The organism is Acinetobacter sp. YH12105 (assembly GCF_013419095.1).
GTDB lineage: Bacteria > Pseudomonadota > Gammaproteobacteria > Pseudomonadales > Moraxellaceae > Acinetobacter > Acinetobacter pseudolwoffii.
Genome location: NZ_VPAU01000005.1, coordinates 124138 through 146192, shown reverse-complemented (window position 1 = coordinate 146192; position 22055 = coordinate 124138). Strand labels below are relative to the sequence as shown.

Below are 22055 nucleotides of genomic sequence, written 5' to 3'. Positions count from 1 at the left end.
CCTCATTGGGGATTTCAGGAAACATTATGGCCTATATTACCCTTAGGGATGTCCAACTTGCGTTTGGTGGACCCGCCCTGCTCAACGGCGCGAATTTTAACTTGGAGCGCGGCGAACGAGTGTGTTTGATTGGCCGTAATGGTGAGGGTAAGTCTACCTTACTTAAGCTGATTGAAGGAAGTTTACTGCCGGATAGCGGCGAAGTTTCATTACAAAATGGCATCACGATTTCGATGCTGGCGCAAGATGTACCGATGGACTCAGGCCGAGTGGCGGATATCGTGGCTGACGGTGCCGGTGAAGCGTCGGAAGTTTTGCGTGCCTACCATGCAGCCAGTGAAGCCTGTGTGCTGGGCGATATGGACGCTTGTGACCGCATGGGCAATCTGCAACACAAAATGGACCAGCTCGATGGCTGGGCGCTGGAAACCAAGGTCAATTCGATTTTAAGCAAAATGGGGCTGGACCCAGATGCAGATCTTGCCGATTTGTCGGGTGGTCGTAAGCGTCGTGTCCTATTGGCACGTGCCTTGCTGACTCAGCCAGATGTCTTATTACTGGATGAACCGACCAACCATTTAGATGTTGAAAGTATCGAGTGGCTGGAAAAATTCCTGCTCGATCAAAACAATTTAACTCTGTTATTCATTTCGCATGACCGTGCCTTTGTCGATAGCATCGCCACCCGTATTGTGGAACTGGATCGTGGTCAATTGCGCAGTTATGAAGGTAACTATTCACGTTACTTAGAACTCAAAGCCATGCAAATGGAAGCTGAAGAAAAGCAGAATGCGCTGTTTGATAAAAAGCTGGCGGAAGAAGAAGTCTGGATCCGTCAGGGCATCAAAGCACGCCGTACCCGTAACGAAGGTCGTGTTCGCGCTCTAAAAGCACTGCGTGAAGAATCCAAAGCGCGCCGTTCGCAACAAGGTAAAGTGGCGATGGCGACTCAGGATGCCAACCGTTCCGGCAAACTGGTCTTTGAGATTGAGAACCTGAGTGTGAAATTCGGTGACAATGCACCGATCATTAACAACTTCTCGGCACTGGTTTTACGCGGTGACCGTATCGGTCTGGTCGGTGATAACGGTGTCGGTAAAACCACACTGATTAAAGCCATTCTGGGCGAGCTTGAGCATGGCGGCACGGTGAAAACCGGTACACAGCTGGAAGTAGCCTATTTCGACCAACTACGTAATGCACTGGATCTGGAAAAGTCGGTCAAAGATAACGTTTCTGAAGGCTCTGACCACGTGGATGTGAATGGTAACCGTCGTCATATCTATAGCTATTTACAAGACTTCCTGTTCTCGCCAGAACGTGCACGTACCCCAGTCAAAGCGTTGTCTGGTGGTGAACGCAACCGTATCTTGCTGGCGAAACTGTTGCTGAAACCATCGAATCTGATTGTGATGGATGAACCAACCAACGATCTGGATATGGTGACCCTAGAGTTACTGGAAGAAATGCTCGGTGGCTACAAAGGCACCTTGTTATTGATCTCGCATGACCGTGCCTTTATGGACAACGTGGTGACCTCAACTTGGGTCTTTGATGGTAAAGGCAATATCGACGAATATGTCGGTGGTTATCAGGATTATCTTGAACAGCGTCCGGATCAAACCGTGGTCGATCAAAAAAGTGCCGTGAAAAAAGCCATGGCCAAAGCTGAAGCCGCACCCGTTGCTGCCAAAAAAGTCAAACTCAGCTACAAAGATCAACGCGCGCTCGAGCAACTTCCGGCTGAAATGGAAGCGCTGGAAAAAGAGCAAGCCGAGATCAATACACAACTGGCTGATGGCTCTTTATTTGTCAGTGATTCCGATAAAGCCATGCAACTGTCTCAGCGTTTATCAGAAATTGATGAATTGTTACTGGAAAAATTGGAACGTTGGGAAGAGCTGGATAATCTTAGCAACGGTTAAATATTCCACGAGTATTTGCTCAAGCATCTGTATTCGTACAGATGCTTTTTTTTATTTCAAGAATCTTCTCTGTTAGACTGCACTTAATCTTTTAGCCCTATATTGTTCTATGAGTACCCAGCCTGCATATCAACCCGGCGAATTTCAATGGTCATTCCTGTTACCTCGATACTGGGGCAATTGGCTGGGTATTATTTTCCTGATGGTTTTGGCGATTTTACCGTGGGCCATTCAGTATCGTCTGGCCTATCTGCTGGGCCATCTGTCTTTTAAGTATCTGCCCTCACGTCGCGACACCACACTGCGCAATCTGGAAGTCTGTTTTCCTGAATGGTCTGCCGAGCAGATACAGGACAATGCGCGTCAGGTTTTTATCGATCAAATGCTGGGGGTTTTTGAGACCTTAAATGCCTGGTACAGTCCGAAATGGTTTCAGGATCGCGTCAGTATTGAAGGACTGGAACATATTCAGAATGCTCAAGCCGAAGGCCGGGGTATGCTGTTACTAGGCACGCATTCGACCTTACTGGATGCTGGTGGATATCTGTGTGCACAATATTTTGAACCGGATGTGGTGTATCGCCCACAGAATAATCCACTTTTGGACATGCTGATTTACCGTTGTCGCGCCACGATTTATGCCCATCAAATTGATCATGATGATATGCGTGGTCTGGTGCGCAATCTAAAAAAAGGCCATGCAATCTGGTACAGTCCGGATCAGGATTATGGTTTAAAACAAGGGGTGATGGCACCTTTCTTTGGTGTACCGGCGGCAACCGTCACCGCGCACCGTCGTTTACTGAAAATGACCAAAGCTGCTGCGATTCCTTTATATTTCTATCGTCATGGCGATATCAAAAATCCACGCTACCATGTACTGATTGAACCGGCACTGGAGAATTTCCCTAGTGAGAATGAAGTCGAGGATGCTACTCGCGTGAATCTGATAATTGAACAGCAGCTACGCATCGCACCGACCCAATATATGTGGTTCCACCGCCGTTTTAAAACTCGCCCTGAAGGTTATAAGGAAATTTACTAAATCTGTTTGATCCTAGACTTTAAATCGCTACAGCTCCTATAGTTTAAAATCCTGTTGATGATCTGTACCTTGATAGATCTACATAGCTTTCGTTAGTCCCGCACGCATGAAGCCTAAGACCTGATAAAATCCTATTGTCTGCTGATCGGCCACTAAAATCTGCTGATGAAATCCTGAATAACATTACCACATATTTTTACATGATCCGCCGACCAATGCCTTGTCGTTGCCAGTCCGGATCAATCAATAAGTGTGGGAAATACACCCCCAGAGAGCCATCTGAAATCGCATTCGCCAGTCCGACCAGCTGACCATTTATACGTGCAGTGACCAGACCATGGATTGGCACGATAGAGCTGAAGTATTTCTGATCCATTCACTGAGTCATCACTGGCAATAACATTTTCCATTCTGCACTGTAAAAATATAGCTTTAAACCTAAAATTATCTTTAATAATCAATTAAATATTTAAAAAAATTCACTCTGAAAATAATTTAACCCGGGTTCTACATCCTGTAAAACCCGGGTTAATGAGGTTGTGCTTTCATCTATTATAATTGGTTCTATTTTTTGTGATTTCCCTTTCAGCATCATATCCATGATGTTTTCATTCAGCTTCGTCTTCCTTATGAGAATATCCTTTCTCGACTCCCTGTGCTGATAAACCTAGAATACCTGGATTGCTCATGATTGCCCATCCGCAAGAAGCGCAAACTGATGTAAGCAATCTCTTACACTTTTCTCTTAAAAAGTTAAGAGATTTTGCCGCCATCTTTATAAGCCATGGCAATTTCATCGGTCACTATTTTTTCCTCTTTCTCTGCTTTCTGAATCCCCTCTTCTATGGCCTCTTGTGCTTCCTGCTCATCTTCATCGGTTTGCTCCAATTCTTCCTGAATATGCTCAAAGACCCGACCGGTTTGTAAAACCAGAAAAACCGGAAAATGATCAGAACCGATATGGGGCAGACGCTCCATATGGACCAGAGCAAAATCGGTACTGTGAAATACGTGATCGAGCGACCAGCGAAAAAAAGGATAATCTGCATGAAAGGTGTTTACATAATGACGTCCGACGCGTGGATCCAGCAGTCCGCTAATGCGCTGAAACAGCCGCGTAGTACGAGACCAGGCCACATCATTCAGATCCCCCATGACGATGCAACTTTCATCTAAATCTTTGATCTGATCCCCGACAATTAACAATTCCGCATCACGTAAAGTAGAATCCTTGGCTTCAGTTGGGCTCGGTGGTTTCGGGTGCAGGCAGTACAGCTGCACCGGCTGTCCTGAGCCTAAAATCACTGTGGTATGAATGGACGGAATCTCGTCGCTTAAAATAAACTTGACCTGGGTATTGCGAAGTTCCAGTTTACTATACAGGTGCATGCCATACAGGTTATCCAAAGGCACAGGCACACGATAAGGATAATCTGCTTCAATCACCGACAGTTCATTTTGCCAGGTTTGATCCGTTTCCAGCGTTAACACCAAGTCTGGCTGATGGGTCTGGATCTGTTCAATCAGTCGATGATATTGAGTATTGGTGGTCAGTACGTTCGAAACAATCAGGGAGATTTGCCGCTGCGGATCCAGTTGATCCTGTTTGACCTGCTTGACCTGTTTTTTCCAGATAAAGGTATAGGGCAATACCATTTTTAGCTGATAAGCCAAAGCCGCAATCAGGGCCACAAAAATCAGCTGATTCAAGACAGTCCAGGGATGCTCCACCACCAAAAACAGCACAAAGGCAATAAAGCCCAAGACCAGAATTTGTAAGCGTGGAAAATCCGCACCTCGAATCCACCATTCATCGCGTGGGATCAGTGACCAGAAACTTAACCAAATGACAATGATTGCCACAATTTGGATAACCCATATCATAAAGCGTGCTCTTAATTAAGTTATTATTTTTTCTGAAAGAAAAATGACGTTATCAATTTTGTATGTATCATAAAGCAGATATTTCGCTCAAGAATATTGATGTTTTGATTGTGTAGCACTTGCAGTTGAGTCCCTTTTTGATACACTCGAATCCCTTTAGAATTTTTAACGCACCGAGGCAAAGTGACATGAGAGTAGGTCTGGTCGGTTGGCGCGGGATGGTCGGTTCCGTCCTAATGCAACGTATGGTTGAAGAGAATGATTTTGCTCATTTTGAGCCATTTTATTTCTCTACCAGTAATGCAGGCGGTGAAGCGCCAGCATTTGGTGGTAAGACTGCCCCAGCACTTATGGATGCATCAGATATTAACAGTCTGAAGCAGATGGATGTCATTATTACCTGTCAAGGTGGCGACTATACCTCTGAGGTTTTCCCGAAACTGAAAGCTGAAGGCTGGAATGGTTACTGGATTGATGCAGCATCGACCTTACGTATGGATGATGAAGCCATCATCGTACTTGATCCGGTCAATATGCATGTGATTAAAGACGGTTTGGTAAAAGGCACCAAAACTTTTGTTGGCGGTAACTGTACGGTTTCCTTGATGTTGATGGGTCTAGGTGGTCTGTTCCAGAACAATCTGGTGGAATGGGCAACGTCTATGACCTATCAGGCAGCGTCTGGTGCGGGTGCGCAAAACATGCGTGAACTGATCAGCGGTATGGGTTATTTATACAATAACACCAAAGAATTACTCGATGATCCACGCTCTCCAATTCTGGATATCGATTCGAGAATTGCTGAATTACAACGCGGTGAAGGCTTCCCATCTAGTAACTTCGGTGTGCCTTTGGCTGGTTCACTGATTCCTTATATCGACAAGCAACTGGAAAGCGGCCAGTCGAAAGAAGAATGGAAAGGTCAGGTTGAAACCAACAAGATTCTGGGCAACCAGCAGATCGTGCCGATTGATGGTCACTGTGTGCGTATTGGTGCCATGCGTTGTCACTCTCAGGCATTGACGCTAAAACTGCGTAAAGACGTACCTCTGGATGAAATCGAAGACATCATTGCACGTGCCAATGACTGGTCTAAAGTGGTTCCGAATACCCGTGAAGCCTCGATGACTGACCTGACTCCAGTTGCAGTGACAGGTACCTTATCGGTTCCAGTGGGTCGTCTGCGCAAGCTCAACATGGGTAAAGAATACCTGGGGGCATTCACTGTCGGTGACCAATTGCTTTGGGGCGCTGCTGAACCATTACGCCGTATGCTGCGCATCCTGATTGATTATAAAAACGTTTAATATCCCGAGAAAAACGTTTAATATCCCGAGATGGATATAAAACAAAAAGCCGATCTTTATTGATCGGCTTTTTTATGTAACTATTGCGTAAGTATTTTACAAAAAAGAAACATCCCGTTAATCTATAATTTTCGCTATGCGATAATGACTGAGCTCACGATTAAGATGACTGTATATAACAAATTAAAGCTTGCCATTTTAGCCATTGTCGCTTCACAAAATATTTATGCGATTAATGTAGATCCGGTTCAGATTCAGTCTGCCCCTGGGGAATTACTCTACGCAGAAATGACTTTTCGGCAGTCTGATATCAATTTGCCGATTGAAGTCAGTCTGGCTTCACCTGAAGATTTAATGTCAATTGGTGCATCGCATCAGCCACCTGGTCATCTGAACTTTTTTACCCGGCGCAGCAATAACGGCACCGGGGTCATTACTATTACTTCTTCTCGCCCCATGACAGAACGCGAGCTGAATATTATTGTCAAAATCAAGGAAGGCAGTGCTGCACGTCTGCAACATATCCGTACGCCCTTACAAGCTAAAACCGATTTATTAAAAGCCAGTCTCAAACAGAATGAACGCCCGCTTGCACCAGTTGTCGTCGTCAGTGAAAAAGATATTGCACTTAACTTACCCGTAAGTAGCCATTACAGTACAGCAGCTTCCGCAGCCTTAAACAAGCCAGCGGTTTTAGAAAAGCCGTTGGCATTGCAACACACAGCACCACCTACATTATCGAACACTTCCATTCCTAAAACTGCATTTGCGCCAGCTGTAATGACATCAAGTCCAGCGATTCAGACGCAAGCGATCGCTCCTGTACTGAAAAGTGAATCTGTAACTGCGCCCGATACTCAAGCCCCAGTTAAAACTGCAGCGGTGCTTTCAGATTCAGTAAAGACCTCACAAGCAACTCTTGCATCGCCAGCTCCTGCAGCAGCCTCGACTACAAACAAACCAACCAGTACGATACCAGCAAATCAAAGTGCATCAGCACCAAATAAAGCAAATATGCAGAAAGCTGTAGAGTCCCATTCTGATCATCAAACTGCTTCCAGTGATCCATTGGTGAAAAAATTTGCTGAGGAACAAGCCAGAAAATCAACTGGATCAACTAATCCGGTGAAAACTCCAGCTCCAGTTAATACAAAAGCTTCACCAGTCAAAGCAACTCCGAATCAGACTCAACCTACTTATGTAGTTCAATCCAATGAGTCACTGTGGGGAATTGCCTCACGAATTGCTCAACAGCAGCAGCGCCCGGTCAATGAAGTCATGCAACAAATTAAAAAAGACAATGAGCATGCTTTTATTGGAGGAAATGCCAATCGTCTACGTAAAGGTGCTGCATTGAACTTAAATACGACTCATCCTACACCTGCGCCTATTAAAGTCACTGCGGCAAAGCAAACCGAGCTACCGTCTAAGCCTACTGGCAAGACTAAATACCGCCTGAATCAGGCAGAAATGAGCCTAGTGGCTGAGAACCAGCGCGATTCCGGGCAAGTTTCTGCAAACCAGAACACAGAACGCAATCAAACATCAAAGGAATTGTCATTAAAAGTTATGACAGCCCGAGAAAAAACCGTTAAATTACAGAGAAACGTAACTGAATTAGAATTGGCACTCAATCAGAAGGATCACAGAATTCAATTATTAAATGCGCGTCTGGCCCAGCTGCAACAACAGCTTAAAGCCCAACAAGCAGATAAGAAGCCAGTTAATTAAAAGTTACACATGACGATTTATTGGGATGAGTGAACATTGAATACACTCTATCCTCAAGGGGTAAAACATGCTGATTTATGTGATTCCATTAGTGATATTGATCATCGTATTAATTGTCGTCAAAAAACGACAGGATGCTCAAGAATCAGATAAAGCAAAAACTAAAACGCTGAAGTCCCAAAAACCAAGCACGGCTACCAAAGTTACCCCGCAAAAGACCAAAGTGGTTCAATCAAGCGGTGTTGAAAACAAAGCTGTAGTTCCACTGTCTCCTGAAACTCGCAAAAAAATTGAAGGCCTGATTCAGGAAAGCAATTTCTTCGCGGCTGAGGCCCAGATTAACCAGGCACTGAATCGCGACAATTCCCAGCATGAGCTCTATCTTTTGCTATTAGATATTCATATCTTACAAAAAGATGATTTTGCCATTACACAGCTGATCAATCATATTCGGGCGCTGAGTATTGACGATATACTCGCTCAGGCTGAAGAGAAGAGAACTGTTTACGAAAAGATAAAAGAGACTGAGACCAAGCAAGCCTCTCTACCTGCAACCCCTACATCTGATACAACTGATTTTGATGCTCTGACACAGTCTGTACGCTCTGAAGATACAAAATCTGATTTGATCTTTGAGCAGTTACAGCAAGAAATTACACCGGTAAAAGAAGAACAGGCGCCTCTTGAGTTCAATTTTACACCTGGCACTCGATTTGCATCTCCAATAGAGAAAAAGACGAGTCTCGAAGAGAGCAATAGCTTTGATTTCAATTCTACGAGTAGCTTTACTAAAGACACCCCTACTGAGCCAGCATCAAAAGCTAGCAATGAAGTTCAGTTTGACTTTGAATCTCTTAAAGTTGAGACAGCAACACCAGAGGTTGTTTCTTCTATCACACCGAATAGTCCAGAAACAGATTTTAATACCCAGATTGGCAAGAGCCAAATTCCTAATTTCGATCTCAAATTAGAGGTCAATAATGAACAGTTACCAACCACCACTGAAGAAATTACACCTCTGGATTTCTCATTTTCTATAGAAACTCCAGCGCCTGTCGCCGAAAAAACCTCAGAACCAGCAATTGAGTTTGATCTGTCTAGTCTTTCTGCTGCTGCACCTGTGAGTGAATCTGCGACACAGACAGACCTTTCATCAGGCCTAGACTTTAAATTAGATCATGCAGAAGCTAAACCTGCTGCAACAGGTGTTACTTTCGACATTCCTGCTACATCAGTTCAAACAGCCACAGACCAGCATGATCCACTGGTACAATCTTTCCCGGAATTACTGGACATCAATGAGGCCAGTCTGAATCTGGATCTTGCGCAGCAATATATTCAGCTCGGTGCCTATGTTGCCGCACGTGAGATCATTGCAGAGCGAGAAGCTGAATATACGGCCGAGCAACAGCAACGCGCAGAGCAATTACTGAATCAAATCGCATCTTGATGCATTTCGATTTACACTAAAGCAGTCAAGGGTTGGCTGCTTTTTTTATGATGAAAAATATTGCATTAATTTATATGGGTGGCACATTCGGCTGCGTGGGAGACCCACTTGCCCCGATGTCTGCGGATTTATTTATTCCCAAGCTCGAACAGATACTTGCAGAGCAATATTTCGTCGAATGCCACCATGCACCCGCCATTAAGGACAGCAGTGCCTGCACAGCAACCGACTGGTTGCAACTGGTGCAATTTATTCAGCAATTGCAATCGCAACAGATTCAGCATTTTGTGATTATTCACGGTACAGATACGCTGAGTTATGCCAGTGCAGTACTGGCACATTTTATTGGAAACTCGGCGCATGTGGTGCTGACCGGTAGCCAATATCCCCTGCTGAATGCTCAAGGCAATGAACAGCGTGAATTTAGTGATGCCCTGGATAACCTGAAATTTGCACTAGATTCCGTCAGCGAATCTAACGCCGGGGTGTATCTAGCATTCCATCATCAGCTGCTACATGCGCAGACTGCACTGAAACAGCATACTACCGAGTTAAATGCCTTTTCAGGTCTTGATGCCAATATCGCAATCCAAACCAGTCAAGCGTGTTATCAGATCGAAGCTGAAGATATTGCGAAAGCGGCTGAATTCAGCTGCATGAGCATCATGATGCAGCCGGTTGATCTGACCCAGCAGCTGAACAACCTGAACAACCTATTGGCTCGACCACCACATTTTTTATTTCTGCAAGGTTTTGGCACTGGCAACCTGGCGGTCAATGACGCCATGATTGCATTCATTGATCAACTGTATGAGCAGGGCTGTATTTCCGTCTTGACCACCCAAGTGCCTTTTGGTGCGACGGATCAGCGCTATGCCATTGCTGAATGGGTGAATCACTGCAAAATTTTGCTGAATGAAAGTTATGGACATGCGGATCTGTATGCAAAAGCCCTGAAAATGTATTTACAATACGACACTGTAGAGCAATGGCATCGTCATTGGTACGATCAATAAGGTTTTGAGGTCATTATGCAGCGTTTTGCGGTGGGAATTGAGTTTTGTGGGATGCATTATCGGGGATGGCAGACTCAACAGCCGGGAGTTGCAAGCGTACAGGAAACCATTGAGAAGGTTCTGAGCAAAGTTGCCGATCAACCGATTAGCCTGCATGGTGCCGGCCGTACCGATGCCGGGGTACATGCAACCAATATGGTGGCACATTTTGATACTGATGCCGTGCGTTCTGAACGTGGCTGGCTAATGGGCTGCAATAGCCAGCTACCTAAAGATATCTCGATCCAGTGGATCAAAGAAATGGATCACAGCTTTCATGCCCGTTTTAAGGCGCAGGCGCGCCGCTACCGCTATGTGGTCTACAACCATCCTGTGCGCCCGGCATTGCTGTATAAACAGGTCACCCATGTCTATGCACCACTTGATGTTGAACAGATGATGCTGGCTGCAAAAAAGTTTGAAGGCACGCATAATTTTGAAAGCTTCCGCGCTGCAGCCTGTCAGTCCAATCAACCCATTCGTCATGTCAGTCATTGCCGTCTGATCCCGCATGGTCAATATCTGGTACTCGATATTCAAGCCGATGGCTTCCTGCATCATATGGTGCGAAATATTATGGGCTGTTTACTGGAAATTGGTCAGGGCATGTATGCTGCCGACCATATTGATAGTATTTTCGCTGCCGAAGATCGTAAAGCCGCAGGCGTAACTGCGCCAGCAGATGGTTTGTATTTTATTCATGCCGACTATCCGGCGCAGTTTGAATTACCGGAATTCCCCTTAGGGCCGCATTGGCTGAATATGCCGAATTAAAAGCTTAATTTTTAAATCCCTCCTAACCTCCCTTTGCTAAAGGGAGGAACTACAACCCTACGAAAATACGGTAATGAAAAATCCCTCCTTTTAGGAGGGACTTAGGGAGGTCGTTTAACGCTGCTTCCGCTTCCGATATTCTACCGGCGTTTCATTGGTCCAGCGCTTAAAAGCCCGGTAGAAGGTACTTGGCTCGGAAAAGCCGGTCAGATAGACAATCCGCTCGACGCTCTCACTGGTACTCGCCAGCAAACGCTTGGCCAAACGACAGCGATAATCCGAGAGAATCTGCTGAAAACTGGTATGTGCCTCACTCAGTTGTGTTCTCAAACGCCGTGGCGTGATATTCAGTTGGGCTGCTACCGTTTCTAGCGTGGTTTCGCCACTCTCCAAAGTAGAGCCGATCGCACGACGTACTTCACCGACCAGATCATATCTTGCTAGTTCCTGTAGCTTTTCAATCGCCAGTTGCTCATGCAACTGCAACAGCTCAGGTTCAGCCTGCCACAGCGGAAATTCCAGAATAGTCGGATCGAAATACAACCGGGTTTCTTTCTGACCTAGACTGACCGGACACTCATAAACCCGGAAATATTCCTCGTCAGGTGCCCCTTTGGAAAAATTAAAATCGATATAAATTGGCTCAAAACGCCCTTCGGTAATAAATTTAAAGAAGCGTAGGACGCCTGACATGGCACATTCAGTAAAATGACGATTGACCAGACTCTCAGCAAAAGGCTGTTCACCATTGGTTAAATAGCAGCGATCATCTTCAATCACCAATTTGGCAGCAAATGCATCACTGATCAGTCGCTGATAAGCCAAAGCACGTTTCAGTCCCTCACCAAAATTTTCAGATGAAACAAACAGGTGTTCAATGACCTGACCACGATAAAGTGGCAGGTGTTCACCCAGATGCAATCCAATATCCGGATCCTTGCTGACTTCCTCTGCCGCCACCCAAAAGGCATACTGGGCACTCAGCGGAGTACGGTCATTGGCTTCTACCTGATTTAAAGCCACTCCTGCTTTGGTCAAAAGTTCTTCTGTTGGCAACCCCGCACGACGAATCGCCTGATAGCCTAAACGCAATACGACTGATGCATCCGTTAGCTGACTCACTCAAAAGCCTTCCTTGTATGTACTTCATTTATACTTAAAAAGATTAATTTTAGATTAACTGTGATTGACCAAACTGACAACAGAAACAGGTGTCTTTTTAGTTAAAAAAATTATCGTGACAGTTCGCCTATTTTACTGGCAGATGATCAGTCTAACGCCCGTTTCGTCTTGTATTTTGCAAAAAAATTGACTATAATTTGCGCCTTTCCAATTTATTCATTCAGGTAGGCTATGGCCAATAAAGAGGAACTCATCGAGTTCGAAGGCGTTGTCACCGAGACGCTTCCTAATACTATGTTCCGTGTACGTTTAGAGAACGGTCACGAAGTGATTGCCCACATCTCTGGTAAAATGCGTAAACACTATATCCGTATTTTAACGGGCGACAGTGTGAAGGTTGAAATGACACCTTATGATTTGACTAAAGGTCGTATCACATATCGTGCACGCTAAGTTTTAGCGCAAGCAAGAGCCACTTTTAGTGGCTTTTTTATTACTTGAATTATTTATCAATCAGTAAAATAATTTGACACAGGTCTATAAATTCACGACTATTCATTGAATTAAAAACAATATGTATAAAAACAATGAATATGAAATGCTTGTACCTACTTTCCAGCTGGTTTCTCGTTGCATACGCTACCGGCGGCAATCAGTATCTGCATCAGTCTCTACAACCTTATGTGGGTCAAACTGCCGCACAGGTTCGTAGCCAGCTGGATCTTCGTGCCATGGGATTCAAGACCTCCCAGCAACCGATTCAAACCACAGAATTTCTCAGCTACACTATTTTTCGGGACATGAATATTCCGATGGGCACACCGAATATTAGTCAGAGCATCTCGATCGGTGCACCAATGCCGATGCCCCCAAATGGTGATTATAACATTGAGATGAAATGCCAAATCTGGTTTGACTTGAAAGCTGAAATTGTTCAGGCGATTCGCTTTATCGGTAGAGCTTGTTAAGCTGTACTCATCGAGTTCAAAGCCTGGATCGGATTAAATCAGGGATCAATCTCAATACGCTAAACTTCTACCGTGTATCAAATCACAACAGTATTTTTGCATGGAATGCGCTTACACTCATTTTATTTGGTGTGAGGACAGCTCATGAAGTTCACACTGATTTTAGTATACTGTACAGCATTGAGTTTGCTTAGTGCATGCAGCACCACCTCCTCAACGACTGCTGCACAGCGTGATACCTATTTACAACAGTTCATTGGGCAAAGCAGCCAACTGATCGACCAAACTCTGGATCTAAAACGTTTAGGTTACCAGCAGATCAGTGGGCCTGAACGCAGCGCCAAGCAATTAAGCTATGTGGTACAACGCCCCATTAGCATTCCTTTGCCTGTAGCGCAGTTTCCTGCCACAGGGACAGGCACTGTACCTATTCCAGTGTCAGTAAGCCCTACCGGCGGCTATGACGTCAAATTGCAATGTAAAATCACCTTCTTACTCAAAGATAATATTGCCACCGCGGTACGCACCACAGGCCGAACCTGTTAAGCCGTTTAAGCTTTGAAATTTCTATCATAAAAAAACGCAGCTCAAGGCTGCGTTTTTTTATGATAGAAACAGGCTTAGTTCAATGCAGCAACGACTGCTTGACCCATTTCCACCGTACCGACTTTTTGCATGCCTTCAGACATGATATCCGCCGTACGCAAGCCTTGATCCAAGACCTGGCCTACTGCATCTTCAATCGCTTTAGCAGCGGCTTCTTCACGGAAAGTATAACGCAGCATCATCGCTACTGAAAGAATCGTTGCTAATGGATTTGCCAGGTTTTGACCGGCGATATCTGGTGCAGAACCATGACAAGGCTCATACATGCCCTTGCCATTTTCATCCAGAGATGCCGATGGCAACATGCCGATTGAACCGGTAAGCATCGCTGCTTCGTCAGACAAGATATCACCGAACAGGTTAGAGGTGACAATCACGTCAAACTGTTTTGGCGCGCGCACCAGTTGCATCGCAGCATTGTCGACATACATATGTGACAAGTTAATTTCTGGATACTGTTCTTCTTTCAACGCAGTAACGGTTTGTTTCCACAACTCAGTGACTTCAAGTACGTTGGCTTTATCCACTGAACAGACCTTGGCACCGCGCAGCTTCGCCATTTCAAAGGCAACTTTGGCAATGCGTTTGATTTCAGATTCTGAATACACATCCGTGTTATAACCTTGCTTCTCGCCATTTTCCAATTCACGGATCCCACGTGGCTGACCGAAATAAATACCGCCCGTCAATTCACGCACGATCAGGATATCCAGACCTGCCACGATTTCAGGTTTCAGGCTTGAAGCATCAGCCAATTGTGGATAGAGAATCGCTGGGCGCAAGTTGGCAAACAGGTTCAGTTCGCTACGTAATTTTAATAAACCGCGTTCCGGACGGATTGAGCGCTCGATCGTATCCCATTTTGGCCCGCCGACGGCGCCCAATAAAATTGCATCGGCTTTTTTGGCCTGTTCTGAGGTCACTTCAGGATATGGTGAACCGTGGGCATCAATTGCCGCACCACCGAGTAAACCCTGTTCCCATGTCAAATCGAGATTAAATTTTTCATTTACACGATCCAGTACCTGCTCTGCCGCTTTGACAATTTCAGGACCGATGCCATCACCAGCTAAAATCAAAATTTGTTTAGACATGAGATTTTCCGTTTAAAGCGTCAGATTCAGACCTGACAAAGGTTAAATTTTCTTTTCTACAAACTCTGCAATGCCGTTGACCACATTATAAGGTTTGCAAAAACGACGAATGGTTTTTTGCTCTTGCAACAAATCCACGCAAAGCGGATCAGGTGCAGAGGCATTTAATAAACTGCTGCTACGCGCACTACGGTCGCGGAACATTTTCAAGATATAAGTTTTGTTGGCCTGAAAGCGATGAAACACATGTAAAATTTCCGCTTTATCCTTACTGATTGGATAAAAACGGACGACTAATTCATGCTGTCCTGCGGGTACTGACAAGTAAATCGGATTGGCCTGATTCAAATTCTTAGCCTGCAAACGTACCAGTTTTTGCTTTCGCGCCTCATTACTGAGGCGGCCATTGTCGTTATTGACAATGATGGTCTGGTTTAAGCGCTCGAACTGGCAATCCGATGTTCCTTTACAGTAAATCAACGCATTGTTTTTGCTTTCGGCATTTTCTTTGGCATGTTTGAGCTTCATGGTATCGATGCTTTGACATGCAGTCATCAGCACCGACACCGTACTTAAAGCAAGCCACTGTTTCCAATAATTCGCCATAATGTCTGTCTTACCCAATCAAAAAACCCAATAATCTTCCGATATTAGCAAGGGCATCGCAGTCATGCTATGACAATTTTCGCTGATTTAGCCCTGAATTTCGGCAAATACCCATGGACGTGATTGTTTGGTTTTTTCCTCATAAGCACGAATGTCATCCGCAGCTTGTAAAGTTAAACCAATATCATCCAGACCATTTAACAGGCAATGCTTACGAAATGGATCGACTTCAAATTGAAAGCTTTCACCATTTGGTGTGCGTACTTCTTGTGCGTCCAAATCGATGGTGAGTTGATAACCTTCAGTTGCAAGGCATTCTTTGAATAACTGATCAACAATCTCTTCAGACAAAATCACAGGCAACATGCCATTCTTAAAGCTGTTGTTATAGAAAATGTCGGCATAGCTTGGTGCTATCACGGTACGGAAACCATATTCCTCCAATGCCCATGGCGCATGTTCACGGCTAGAACCACAACCAAAGTTGGCACGTGAAATCAAAATGCTCGCGCCTTGATAACGAGGTTGGTTTAATGCAAAATCCTTGTTTAAAGGTCGTTTTGAGTTGTCTTGACCCAAATAGCCTTCATCCAGATAACGCAATTCATCAAATAAATTCGCACCGAAACCACTACGTTTGATCGATTTCAAAAACTGTTTTGGAATAATTAAATCGGTATCGACATTGGCCCGGTCTAATGGTGCAACGATACCTTGTTCAACGGTATATTTTTTCATTGTCTTTATTCCTAAAGAATGTCATCACTTTAAATCTCCCCTAACCCCCTCTTTATTAAAGAGGGGAACTTCCCCCTTTTCTAAAAGGGGGACTGAGGGGGATTTTTAGAAACTACGCACGTCAACAAAGTGACCGGCAATTGCCGCGGCGGCTGCCATTGCAGGACTGACCAGATGCGTACGACCGCCATTGCCCTGACGACCTTCAAAGTTACGGTTAGACGTCGATGCACAATGCTCGCCCGGTTGTAACTTGTCAGCATTCATTGCCAGACACATTGAACAACCTGGTTCACGCCATTCAAAGCCGGCTTCTACAAACACTTTATCCAGGCCTTCAGCTTCTGCCTGGGCCTTGACCAGACCCGAACCTGGAACCACCATCGCCTGCTTGATGCTTGCCGCAACTTTACGACCTTTGATCACTTCAGCCGCAGCACGAATATCTTCAATACGCGAGTTGGTGCATGAGCCAATAAAGACACGGTCTAATTGAATTTCAGCCAAGGCCTGACCGGCATTTAAACCCATATATTGATAAGCACGGTTCCAGTCATTGCGTTGTACCTCGTCTTTGGCTTGTTGCAAAGTCGGTACTGCCTGAGACACTGGAATCACCATTTCAGGAGAGGTTCCCCAAGACACTTGCGGCTCGATCTCTTCACCTTGCAATACAACAACCGTGTCAAAGTATGCGTCATCATCTGAATGTAAAGTATTCCAGTAAGCAACAGCCTGATCCCACTGTTCTGCAGTCGGTGCATAAGGACGGCCTTTAACATATTCGATGGTTTTGTCATCGACGGCGACCATACCTACGCGTGCACCGGCTTCGATTGCCATATTACAAACGGTCATACGACCTTCGATCGACATGTCACGGAACACCTGACCGCCAAATTCAATCGCGTGACCAGTACCCCCTGCTGTACCAATCTTGCCGATAATCGCCAAGACCACATCTTTCGGTGTCACGCCCTGACCCAACTGACCGTCAACGCGTACCAACATGTTTTTCATCTTCTTTTGAACCAGGCATTGGGTCGCCAATACATGTTCAACTTCTGAAGTACCGATACCATGCGCCAAACAACCGAAAGCACCATGGGTCGCAGTATGTGAGTCACCACAGACCACGGTCATGCCCGGCAAGGTTAAACCTTGCTCAGGCCCAACCACATGCGCAATCCCCTGACGGATATCATTAATATCAAATTCAACAATATTAAAGGTCTTGCAGTTGTCGTCCAAGGTTTGTACCTGAATGCGCGAAGTTTCATCTTCAATGCCGGCAACACCCTGTTCACGCTCTTTTTTCGAGGTGGGTACGTTATGATCTGGTGTAGCAATGTTTGCGCTTAAACGCCATGGCTTGCGCCCGGCCAATTGTAAACCTTCAAATGCCTGTGGCGACGTTACTTCATGTAATAAGTGACGGTCGATGTACAGTAAGGCAGAACCATCATCACGTTGTGTTACTAAATGGTCATCCCACAATTTATCATATAATGTTTTTGCTGTTTGGGTTGCGCCTGCCATGTCGATGTACTCCACTGGACTGGGTAAATTCTTGCTCTGATTTTGATTATATCGCTGCTGTCACATAAATCTAATTTATCATTTTTATTAGTTAAAAAACTTTTTGGAATCTTTCAAAAGCTGAATAAAATCATGATTTCGCTGCATTCCCACAAATCTACTTTTCCGATCAATTTATTAAAAATATTCGTTTTTACAAATTAAATGAGAATTATTATTATTCCTGCATAGACAGAGATTTATATTTTGAGGAACTTCGACATGGCACATATCCAACGTTTTGTAGACAATAATCAGCGTATGTTTAAAAAGACCTTCAGCTATTACATTATGCACATCACGGTGGCGATGATTGTCGGTTATTTGGTGACTGGCAGTTTGGCCATGGCAATTGCCTTAAGTTTATTGGAACCCACAGTACAGGCAGTTGCGTTCTTCTTCCACGAAAAAATTTGGGAGCGCAATATCGAACAGCAGAATGAGGACATCACCGCCTGATCTTTTCTGTCGATGTTCCTGACCAAAGACCATCTCATCCAAGAGGGTCTTTTTTTGACGCTATTTAAATCCCAAGGCTTTGAAAATGTTTAGTAATGCAGCAATGCAATACAAACAAGCGAATTATGCTTTGATTTATTCTTAAAAAATAACAATAATATAATTACACATAAAAATTCTTTATAGGTGATTAAGATGAATCTCGCAGCTTTTGAAGCCTTCGTAAAAGTCATGGAAACTGGTTCGATTTCTCTGGCCGCAGATCAGCTTTTTATTACCCAGCCTGCCGTCACCAAACGTATTCACAGTCTGGAAGAATATTTTGGGGTCAAACTGTTTGAATCCGCCGGACGTGGTGTACAAGCCACCCATGCCGCGCATTCGCTATTGCCTAAAGTGAAAAACTGGCTGAATGAACTCGGTGATATTCATTATACCTTGAGCCATGAACAGGGTCAGGTACAGGGAAAATTGAAAATCGGCACCAGCCATCATATTGGCCTGCATCATCTTCCAAGTCATTTGCGCCGCTATGTACAAGAATATCCGGATGTAAGGCTGGATGTACATTTTGTCGATTCCGAGCAGGCGCACGAACAAGTCATTGCCGGCGATCTGGAACTGGCATTTTTAACCTTGCCGCCACGGGGCGATGCACGTCTGAATTATGTCACCATCTGGAATGATCCTCTGGTCTTTGTAGTTGCACCCTTTCATCCACTGGCCCAGCAAAAAAATCTGTGCCTGGAAGATTTGCTGAATTACCCGAGCCTGCTGCCGTCTTCACAAACCTACACTTCGCAGATTACTTTAGCCGAGTTTGAAAAACAGGGCATTAAACCAAAAGTCAGTATGAGCAATAATCCGCTGGAATCAATCCGCATGCTGGTATCCATTGGTCTCGGCTGGTCTGTGCTGCCAAAAACTCTGGTCAATCACGATCTGCATCAGCTGGATATCAATCTGGAAATGAACCGCCGTTTGGGCATGGTCTGGCATCCGGGTCGTACTCAGTCCAAAGCGGCGCAAGCTCTGGTTCAACTTATGCAAAGTAGTTCCCTGCCTCTTTAATTCATTTCTAAAAATGCTGCATTCAAAACAGTGCAGCATTTTGTTACCTAAATACACCCATCTGGGGATTTCTTTCGCGTATTTTTAAGATAAATCTATTCTTTTGCGATGCAGAGGAATACTTAAAATTATTCGATGGAGCCTGACGGATGCAGCTCGATTCTCCCCTAAAACCCCTCTCTCAAGATAAAACAAATGCCAGCAGCCTATGGCTTTCGGCCAAACCGATGCTGTTGCCTACACCTGCGCTTGATTTTGCCGACGAACAGACAGCGCGACACAGCCTACGTGATTACTTCCTGAATACCTTTGATACCTATGAGCAGTTATTTGAATGCCTCAAGCATGAAGATGCTTTTTTTATCAAGCCAATTAATTTGCGTCATCCGCTGATTTTTTATTTTGCGCATACTGCCACTTTTTTTGTCAACAAACTGCTGCTCAGCAAGCTGATTAGCGAACGCCTGAATCCACATTTTGAAAGTATCTTTGCAATCGGTGTAGATGAGATGAGCTGGGACGATCTGGATGAAGTACATTATGACTGGCCCAGTGTGCAGGAAGTCCGCAATTATCGTCATCAGGTGCGTGCCCTGATCTTAAACATTCTTGAACATGCCCCATTGACTCTGCCCTTAAACTGGCACAATCCGTGGTGGACGCTGATTATGGGCATCGAGCATGAACGGATTCATCTGGAAACGTCATCGGTGCTGATTCGTCAGCATGCTTTAGAACATGTACACCAGCATCCGCAGTGGCGTGCCAATATCATTACCGGCATTGCCCCGGAAAATAGTTTGATTGCTGTGCCTGAAGGCCAGATACATCTACAGAAAGATTTTAACCATCCTTTTTATGGCTGGGACAATGAATACGGCCAGCATGAAGCCGAAGTTGCAGCCTTTGCAGCTTCCAAATATCTGGTGTCCAATCAGGAGTTTCTGGCCTTTGTCGAAGCAGATGGCTACCAGACCGGACACTACTGGAGTGAAGAAGGCTTAGGCTGGCTACAATTTTCACAAGCGACTCATCCGTGTTTTTGGTGCAAGACTGAACTCGGCTGGTCACTGCGCCTGATGCTGGAAGAAGTCCCCATGCCCTGGGATTGGCCGGTAGAAGTAAATTATCATGAAGCCAAAGCCTTTTGTCAGTGGAAATCGCAACAGCTTGAAAAAACCATCCGCCTGCCCACCGAAGATGAATGGTATCGCCTGTATGCGGTTTCAGACCTGGATCCAGATTTACCCAGTCCTGAACAGGCCAATATCGAATTGAAATATGGCACCAGTTCCTGCCCGGTCGATCATTTTCAGCAGGGCGATTTCTATGATATTCAGGGCAATGTCTGGCAATGGACTGAAACGCCAATCTATCCGTTTCATGGCTTTCAGGTGCATCCTCTTTATGATGATTTTAGCACCCCGACCTTTGATGGACGGCATAATATTATTAAAGGTGGCTCCTGGATTTCAGCAGGCAATGAAGCCCTGCACAGTTCACGTTATGCTTTTAGACGGCATTTCTTTCAACACGCTGGCTTCCGCTATGTCGCCTCTGATCAAGCCTTGCAACAGTTTCCTTCACAGTATGAAAGTGACCAGTTGGTCTCCCAATATCTGGAGTTTCAGTACGGCGCCGAATACTTTGGCATCGCCAATTTTGCCAAAACATTGGTGCAGCTGGCACAGCCGTATTTCCGGGAAACTGCATGTAAAAGTGCTCTGGATATTGGCTGTGCTACTGGCCGCGCCAGCTTTGAACTGACACACTATTTTGATCAGGTCACCGGTCTGGATTTTTCTGCACGCTTTATTCAGCAAGCCGTCTTTCTGGCCCAAGGTCACCGAATCCGTTATCAGCTCCCCGTAGAAGGTGAATTAAGCGAAGAGAAAATCTGCTCGCTTAAGGATTTCGCTTTGGATCGGCTTGCCTCTAAAGTGGAATTTTTTCAGGCCGATGCCTGTAATCTGAAAGCACATTTTAGTGGCTATGATTTTATTCTGGCGGCCAATCTAATTGACCGGCTGCATCATCCCAAAGACTTTTTGATGCAGATCCATCAACGGATAAATATGGGTGGAATTCTACTGCTCAGTTCGCCTTATACCTGGCTGGAAGAACATACTGCACGTGATGAATGGCTGGGCGGGTTCAAGCAGGCAGACAGAGAGGTCACTACGCTAGAGGGTATCTCGGAAATATTAAAGGCTCATTTTGAGCTGGTGACCCAGCCTCAGGATGTGCCTTTTGTTATTCGTGAAACCGCCAGAAAATATCAACATAGCTTGTCGCAAGTCAGCATCTGGCGACGCACTCACTAAAGCCTTCAAGCTAAAAAAGCCAATCATTCGATTGGCTTTTATTTCATCCTTCACTGGTTGAGTTTTCATGCAGGGATTCATTGAGTTGATCCACCACAATGGCCCATGAACCATCAGATGCAATTTTTTCGGTTAGAAACTGACGTTGTGCTTCTGACCAGTACGGTGCATCGAGTAAAGTCAGATCTTTATGCAGTTGATGTTCGTGAATAAACTTTTCAATGCCTTCCTGAGTGGCATCCAAGCCAAGCTGCTGAAACAGATGTGTCATACGCGGTCGAACGTGAGTCATAGCATTACACCTCAAACTTTTCCATT

General features: G+C 45.0%; 21 protein-coding genes. 13 read left to right on the top strand and 8 right to left on the bottom strand.

The genetic code is table 11. The annotated features are described in order from the left end of the window. The first annotated feature begins 26 nt into the window (after window positions 1-26). Together FTU44_RS06160 and FTU44_RS06155 are read left to right on the top strand one after the other, a co-directional pair. Window positions 27-1925, top strand: a complete 1899-nt coding sequence (locus tag FTU44_RS06160) for an ATP-binding cassette domain-containing protein (protein ID WP_005095500.1) — start codon at window positions 27-29, stop codon at window positions 1923-1925. Between the two features lie 109 nt (window positions 1926-2034). Further along, a complete protein-coding gene (locus tag FTU44_RS06155) occupies window positions 2035-2970 on the top strand; it encodes a lauroyl acyltransferase (protein ID WP_179999095.1) in 936 nt (311 codons plus the stop codon). Between the two features lie 196 nt (window positions 2971-3166). On the opposite strand, the gene FTU44_RS15190 is transcribed toward FTU44_RS06155, so the two are convergent. Both FTU44_RS15190 and FTU44_RS06145 read right to left on the bottom strand, forming a co-directional pair. Then, window positions 3167-3346 carry a GNAT family N-acetyltransferase gene (locus FTU44_RS15190; RefSeq protein ID WP_228730805.1) on the bottom strand — a complete coding sequence of 60 codons (180 nt, stop codon included), beginning with the start codon at window positions 3344-3346 and terminating at the stop codon, window positions 3167-3169. A 377-nt stretch (window positions 3347-3723) separates the two neighbouring features. Further along, window positions 3724-4854 carry an endonuclease/exonuclease/phosphatase family protein gene (locus tag FTU44_RS06145; protein ID WP_100357555.1) on the bottom strand — a complete coding sequence of 377 codons (1131 nt, stop codon included), beginning with the start codon at window positions 4852-4854 and terminating at the stop codon, window positions 3724-3726. A gap of 188 nt (window positions 4855-5042) precedes the next feature. Between FTU44_RS06145 and asd the strand changes: the two genes are divergently transcribed. The 5 genes from asd to truA all read left to right on the top strand — a co-directional run bounded on the left by asd (window position 5043) and on the right by truA (window position 11171). Next, window positions 5043-6161, top strand: a complete 1119-nt coding sequence (gene asd / locus FTU44_RS06140) for an aspartate-semialdehyde dehydrogenase (protein WP_100329275.1) — start codon at window positions 5043-5045, stop codon at window positions 6159-6161. Window positions 6162-6305: 144 nt separating this feature from the next. Continuing rightward, window positions 6306-7892 (top strand): hypothetical protein, encoded by a 1587-nt coding sequence (locus FTU44_RS06135; RefSeq protein ID WP_180049841.1) that lies wholly within the window; start codon window positions 6306-6308, stop codon window positions 7890-7892. A 67-nt stretch (window positions 7893-7959) separates the two neighbouring features. Beyond that, a complete protein-coding gene (locus tag FTU44_RS06130; RefSeq protein WP_180049839.1) occupies window positions 7960-9342 on the top strand; it encodes a fimbrial protein FimV in 1383 nt (460 codons plus the stop codon). 47 nt (window positions 9343-9389) lie between these two features. Continuing rightward, window positions 9390-10358 carry an asparaginase domain-containing protein gene (locus FTU44_RS06125; RefSeq protein WP_180049837.1) on the top strand — a complete coding sequence of 323 codons (969 nt, stop codon included), beginning with the start codon at window positions 9390-9392 and terminating at the stop codon, window positions 10356-10358. Window positions 10359-10373: 15 nt separating this feature from the next. Beyond that, window positions 10374-11171, top strand: coding sequence for a tRNA pseudouridine(38-40) synthase TruA (gene truA / locus FTU44_RS06120; protein WP_180049835.1), 798 nt, complete (start codon window positions 10374-10376; stop codon window positions 11169-11171). A 114-nt stretch (window positions 11172-11285) separates the two neighbouring features. On the opposite strand, the gene FTU44_RS06115 is transcribed toward truA, so the two are convergent. Next, a complete protein-coding gene (locus FTU44_RS06115) occupies window positions 11286-12293 on the bottom strand; it encodes an AraC family transcriptional regulator (RefSeq protein WP_180049833.1) in 1008 nt (335 codons plus the stop codon). 231 nt (window positions 12294-12524) lie between these two features. On the opposite strand from FTU44_RS06115, the gene infA reads away from it, so the two are divergent. From infA to FTU44_RS06100, 3 genes are all read left to right on the top strand, one after another. Beyond that, the gene (gene infA / locus FTU44_RS06110) at window positions 12525-12746 is read left to right on the top strand and encodes a translation initiation factor IF-1 (RefSeq protein ID WP_001284370.1); all 222 of its coding nucleotides are present in this window, start codon (window positions 12525-12527) and stop codon (window positions 12744-12746) included. 134 nt (window positions 12747-12880) lie between these two features. After that, window positions 12881-13261: a hypothetical protein gene (locus tag FTU44_RS06105; RefSeq protein ID WP_180049831.1), complete on the top strand. Its 381-nt coding sequence runs from the start codon at window positions 12881-12883 to the stop codon at window positions 13259-13261. A 144-nt stretch (window positions 13262-13405) separates the two neighbouring features. Continuing rightward, the gene (locus tag FTU44_RS06100; protein WP_180049830.1) at window positions 13406-13807 is read left to right on the top strand and encodes a hypothetical protein; all 402 of its coding nucleotides are present in this window, start codon (window positions 13406-13408) and stop codon (window positions 13805-13807) included. Between the two features lie 74 nt (window positions 13808-13881). Here FTU44_RS06100 and leuB read toward each other — a convergent pair whose 3' ends face one another. The 4 genes from leuB to leuC all read right to left on the bottom strand — a co-directional run bounded on the left by leuB (window position 13882) and on the right by leuC (window position 17844). Next, entirely contained in the window at window positions 13882-14961 is a 1080-nt protein-coding gene (leuB, locus tag FTU44_RS06095) for a 3-isopropylmalate dehydrogenase (RefSeq protein ID WP_180049828.1), read from the bottom strand. Window positions 14962-15003: 42 nt separating this feature from the next. Beyond that, window positions 15004-15567, bottom strand: a complete 564-nt coding sequence (locus FTU44_RS06090; RefSeq protein ID WP_179999107.1) for a hypothetical protein — start codon at window positions 15565-15567, stop codon at window positions 15004-15006. Window positions 15568-15654: 87 nt separating this feature from the next. Continuing rightward, entirely contained in the window at window positions 15655-16305 is a 651-nt protein-coding gene (gene leuD / locus FTU44_RS06085; protein WP_005095469.1) for a 3-isopropylmalate dehydratase small subunit, read from the bottom strand. Between the two features lie 105 nt (window positions 16306-16410). Beyond that, window positions 16411-17844, bottom strand: a complete 1434-nt coding sequence (leuC, locus tag FTU44_RS06080; RefSeq protein WP_180049826.1) for a 3-isopropylmalate dehydratase large subunit — start codon at window positions 17842-17844, stop codon at window positions 16411-16413. A 261-nt stretch (window positions 17845-18105) separates the two neighbouring features. Between leuC and FTU44_RS06075 the strand changes: the two genes are divergently transcribed. The 3 genes from FTU44_RS06075 to ovoA all read left to right on the top strand — a co-directional run bounded on the left by FTU44_RS06075 (window position 18106) and on the right by ovoA (window position 21737). Next, a complete protein-coding gene (locus FTU44_RS06075; protein WP_005172852.1) occupies window positions 18106-18342 on the top strand; it encodes a DUF2061 domain-containing protein in 237 nt (78 codons plus the stop codon). 195 nt (window positions 18343-18537) lie between these two features. After that, on the top strand, window positions 18538-19413 hold the full coding sequence (locus tag FTU44_RS06070; RefSeq protein WP_005095462.1) for a LysR family transcriptional regulator: 876 nt from the start codon (window positions 18538-18540) through the stop codon (window positions 19411-19413). A 149-nt stretch (window positions 19414-19562) separates the two neighbouring features. Next, the gene (gene ovoA / locus FTU44_RS06065; protein ID WP_180049824.1) at window positions 19563-21737 is read left to right on the top strand and encodes a 5-histidylcysteine sulfoxide synthase; all 2175 of its coding nucleotides are present in this window, start codon (window positions 19563-19565) and stop codon (window positions 21735-21737) included. Window positions 21738-21780: 43 nt separating this feature from the next. On the opposite strand, the gene FTU44_RS06060 is transcribed toward ovoA, so the two are convergent. Beyond that, a complete protein-coding gene (locus FTU44_RS06060; protein WP_005095458.1) occupies window positions 21781-22029 on the bottom strand; it encodes a DUF2789 family protein in 249 nt (82 codons plus the stop codon). Window positions 22030-22055: the final 26 nt, after the last annotated feature.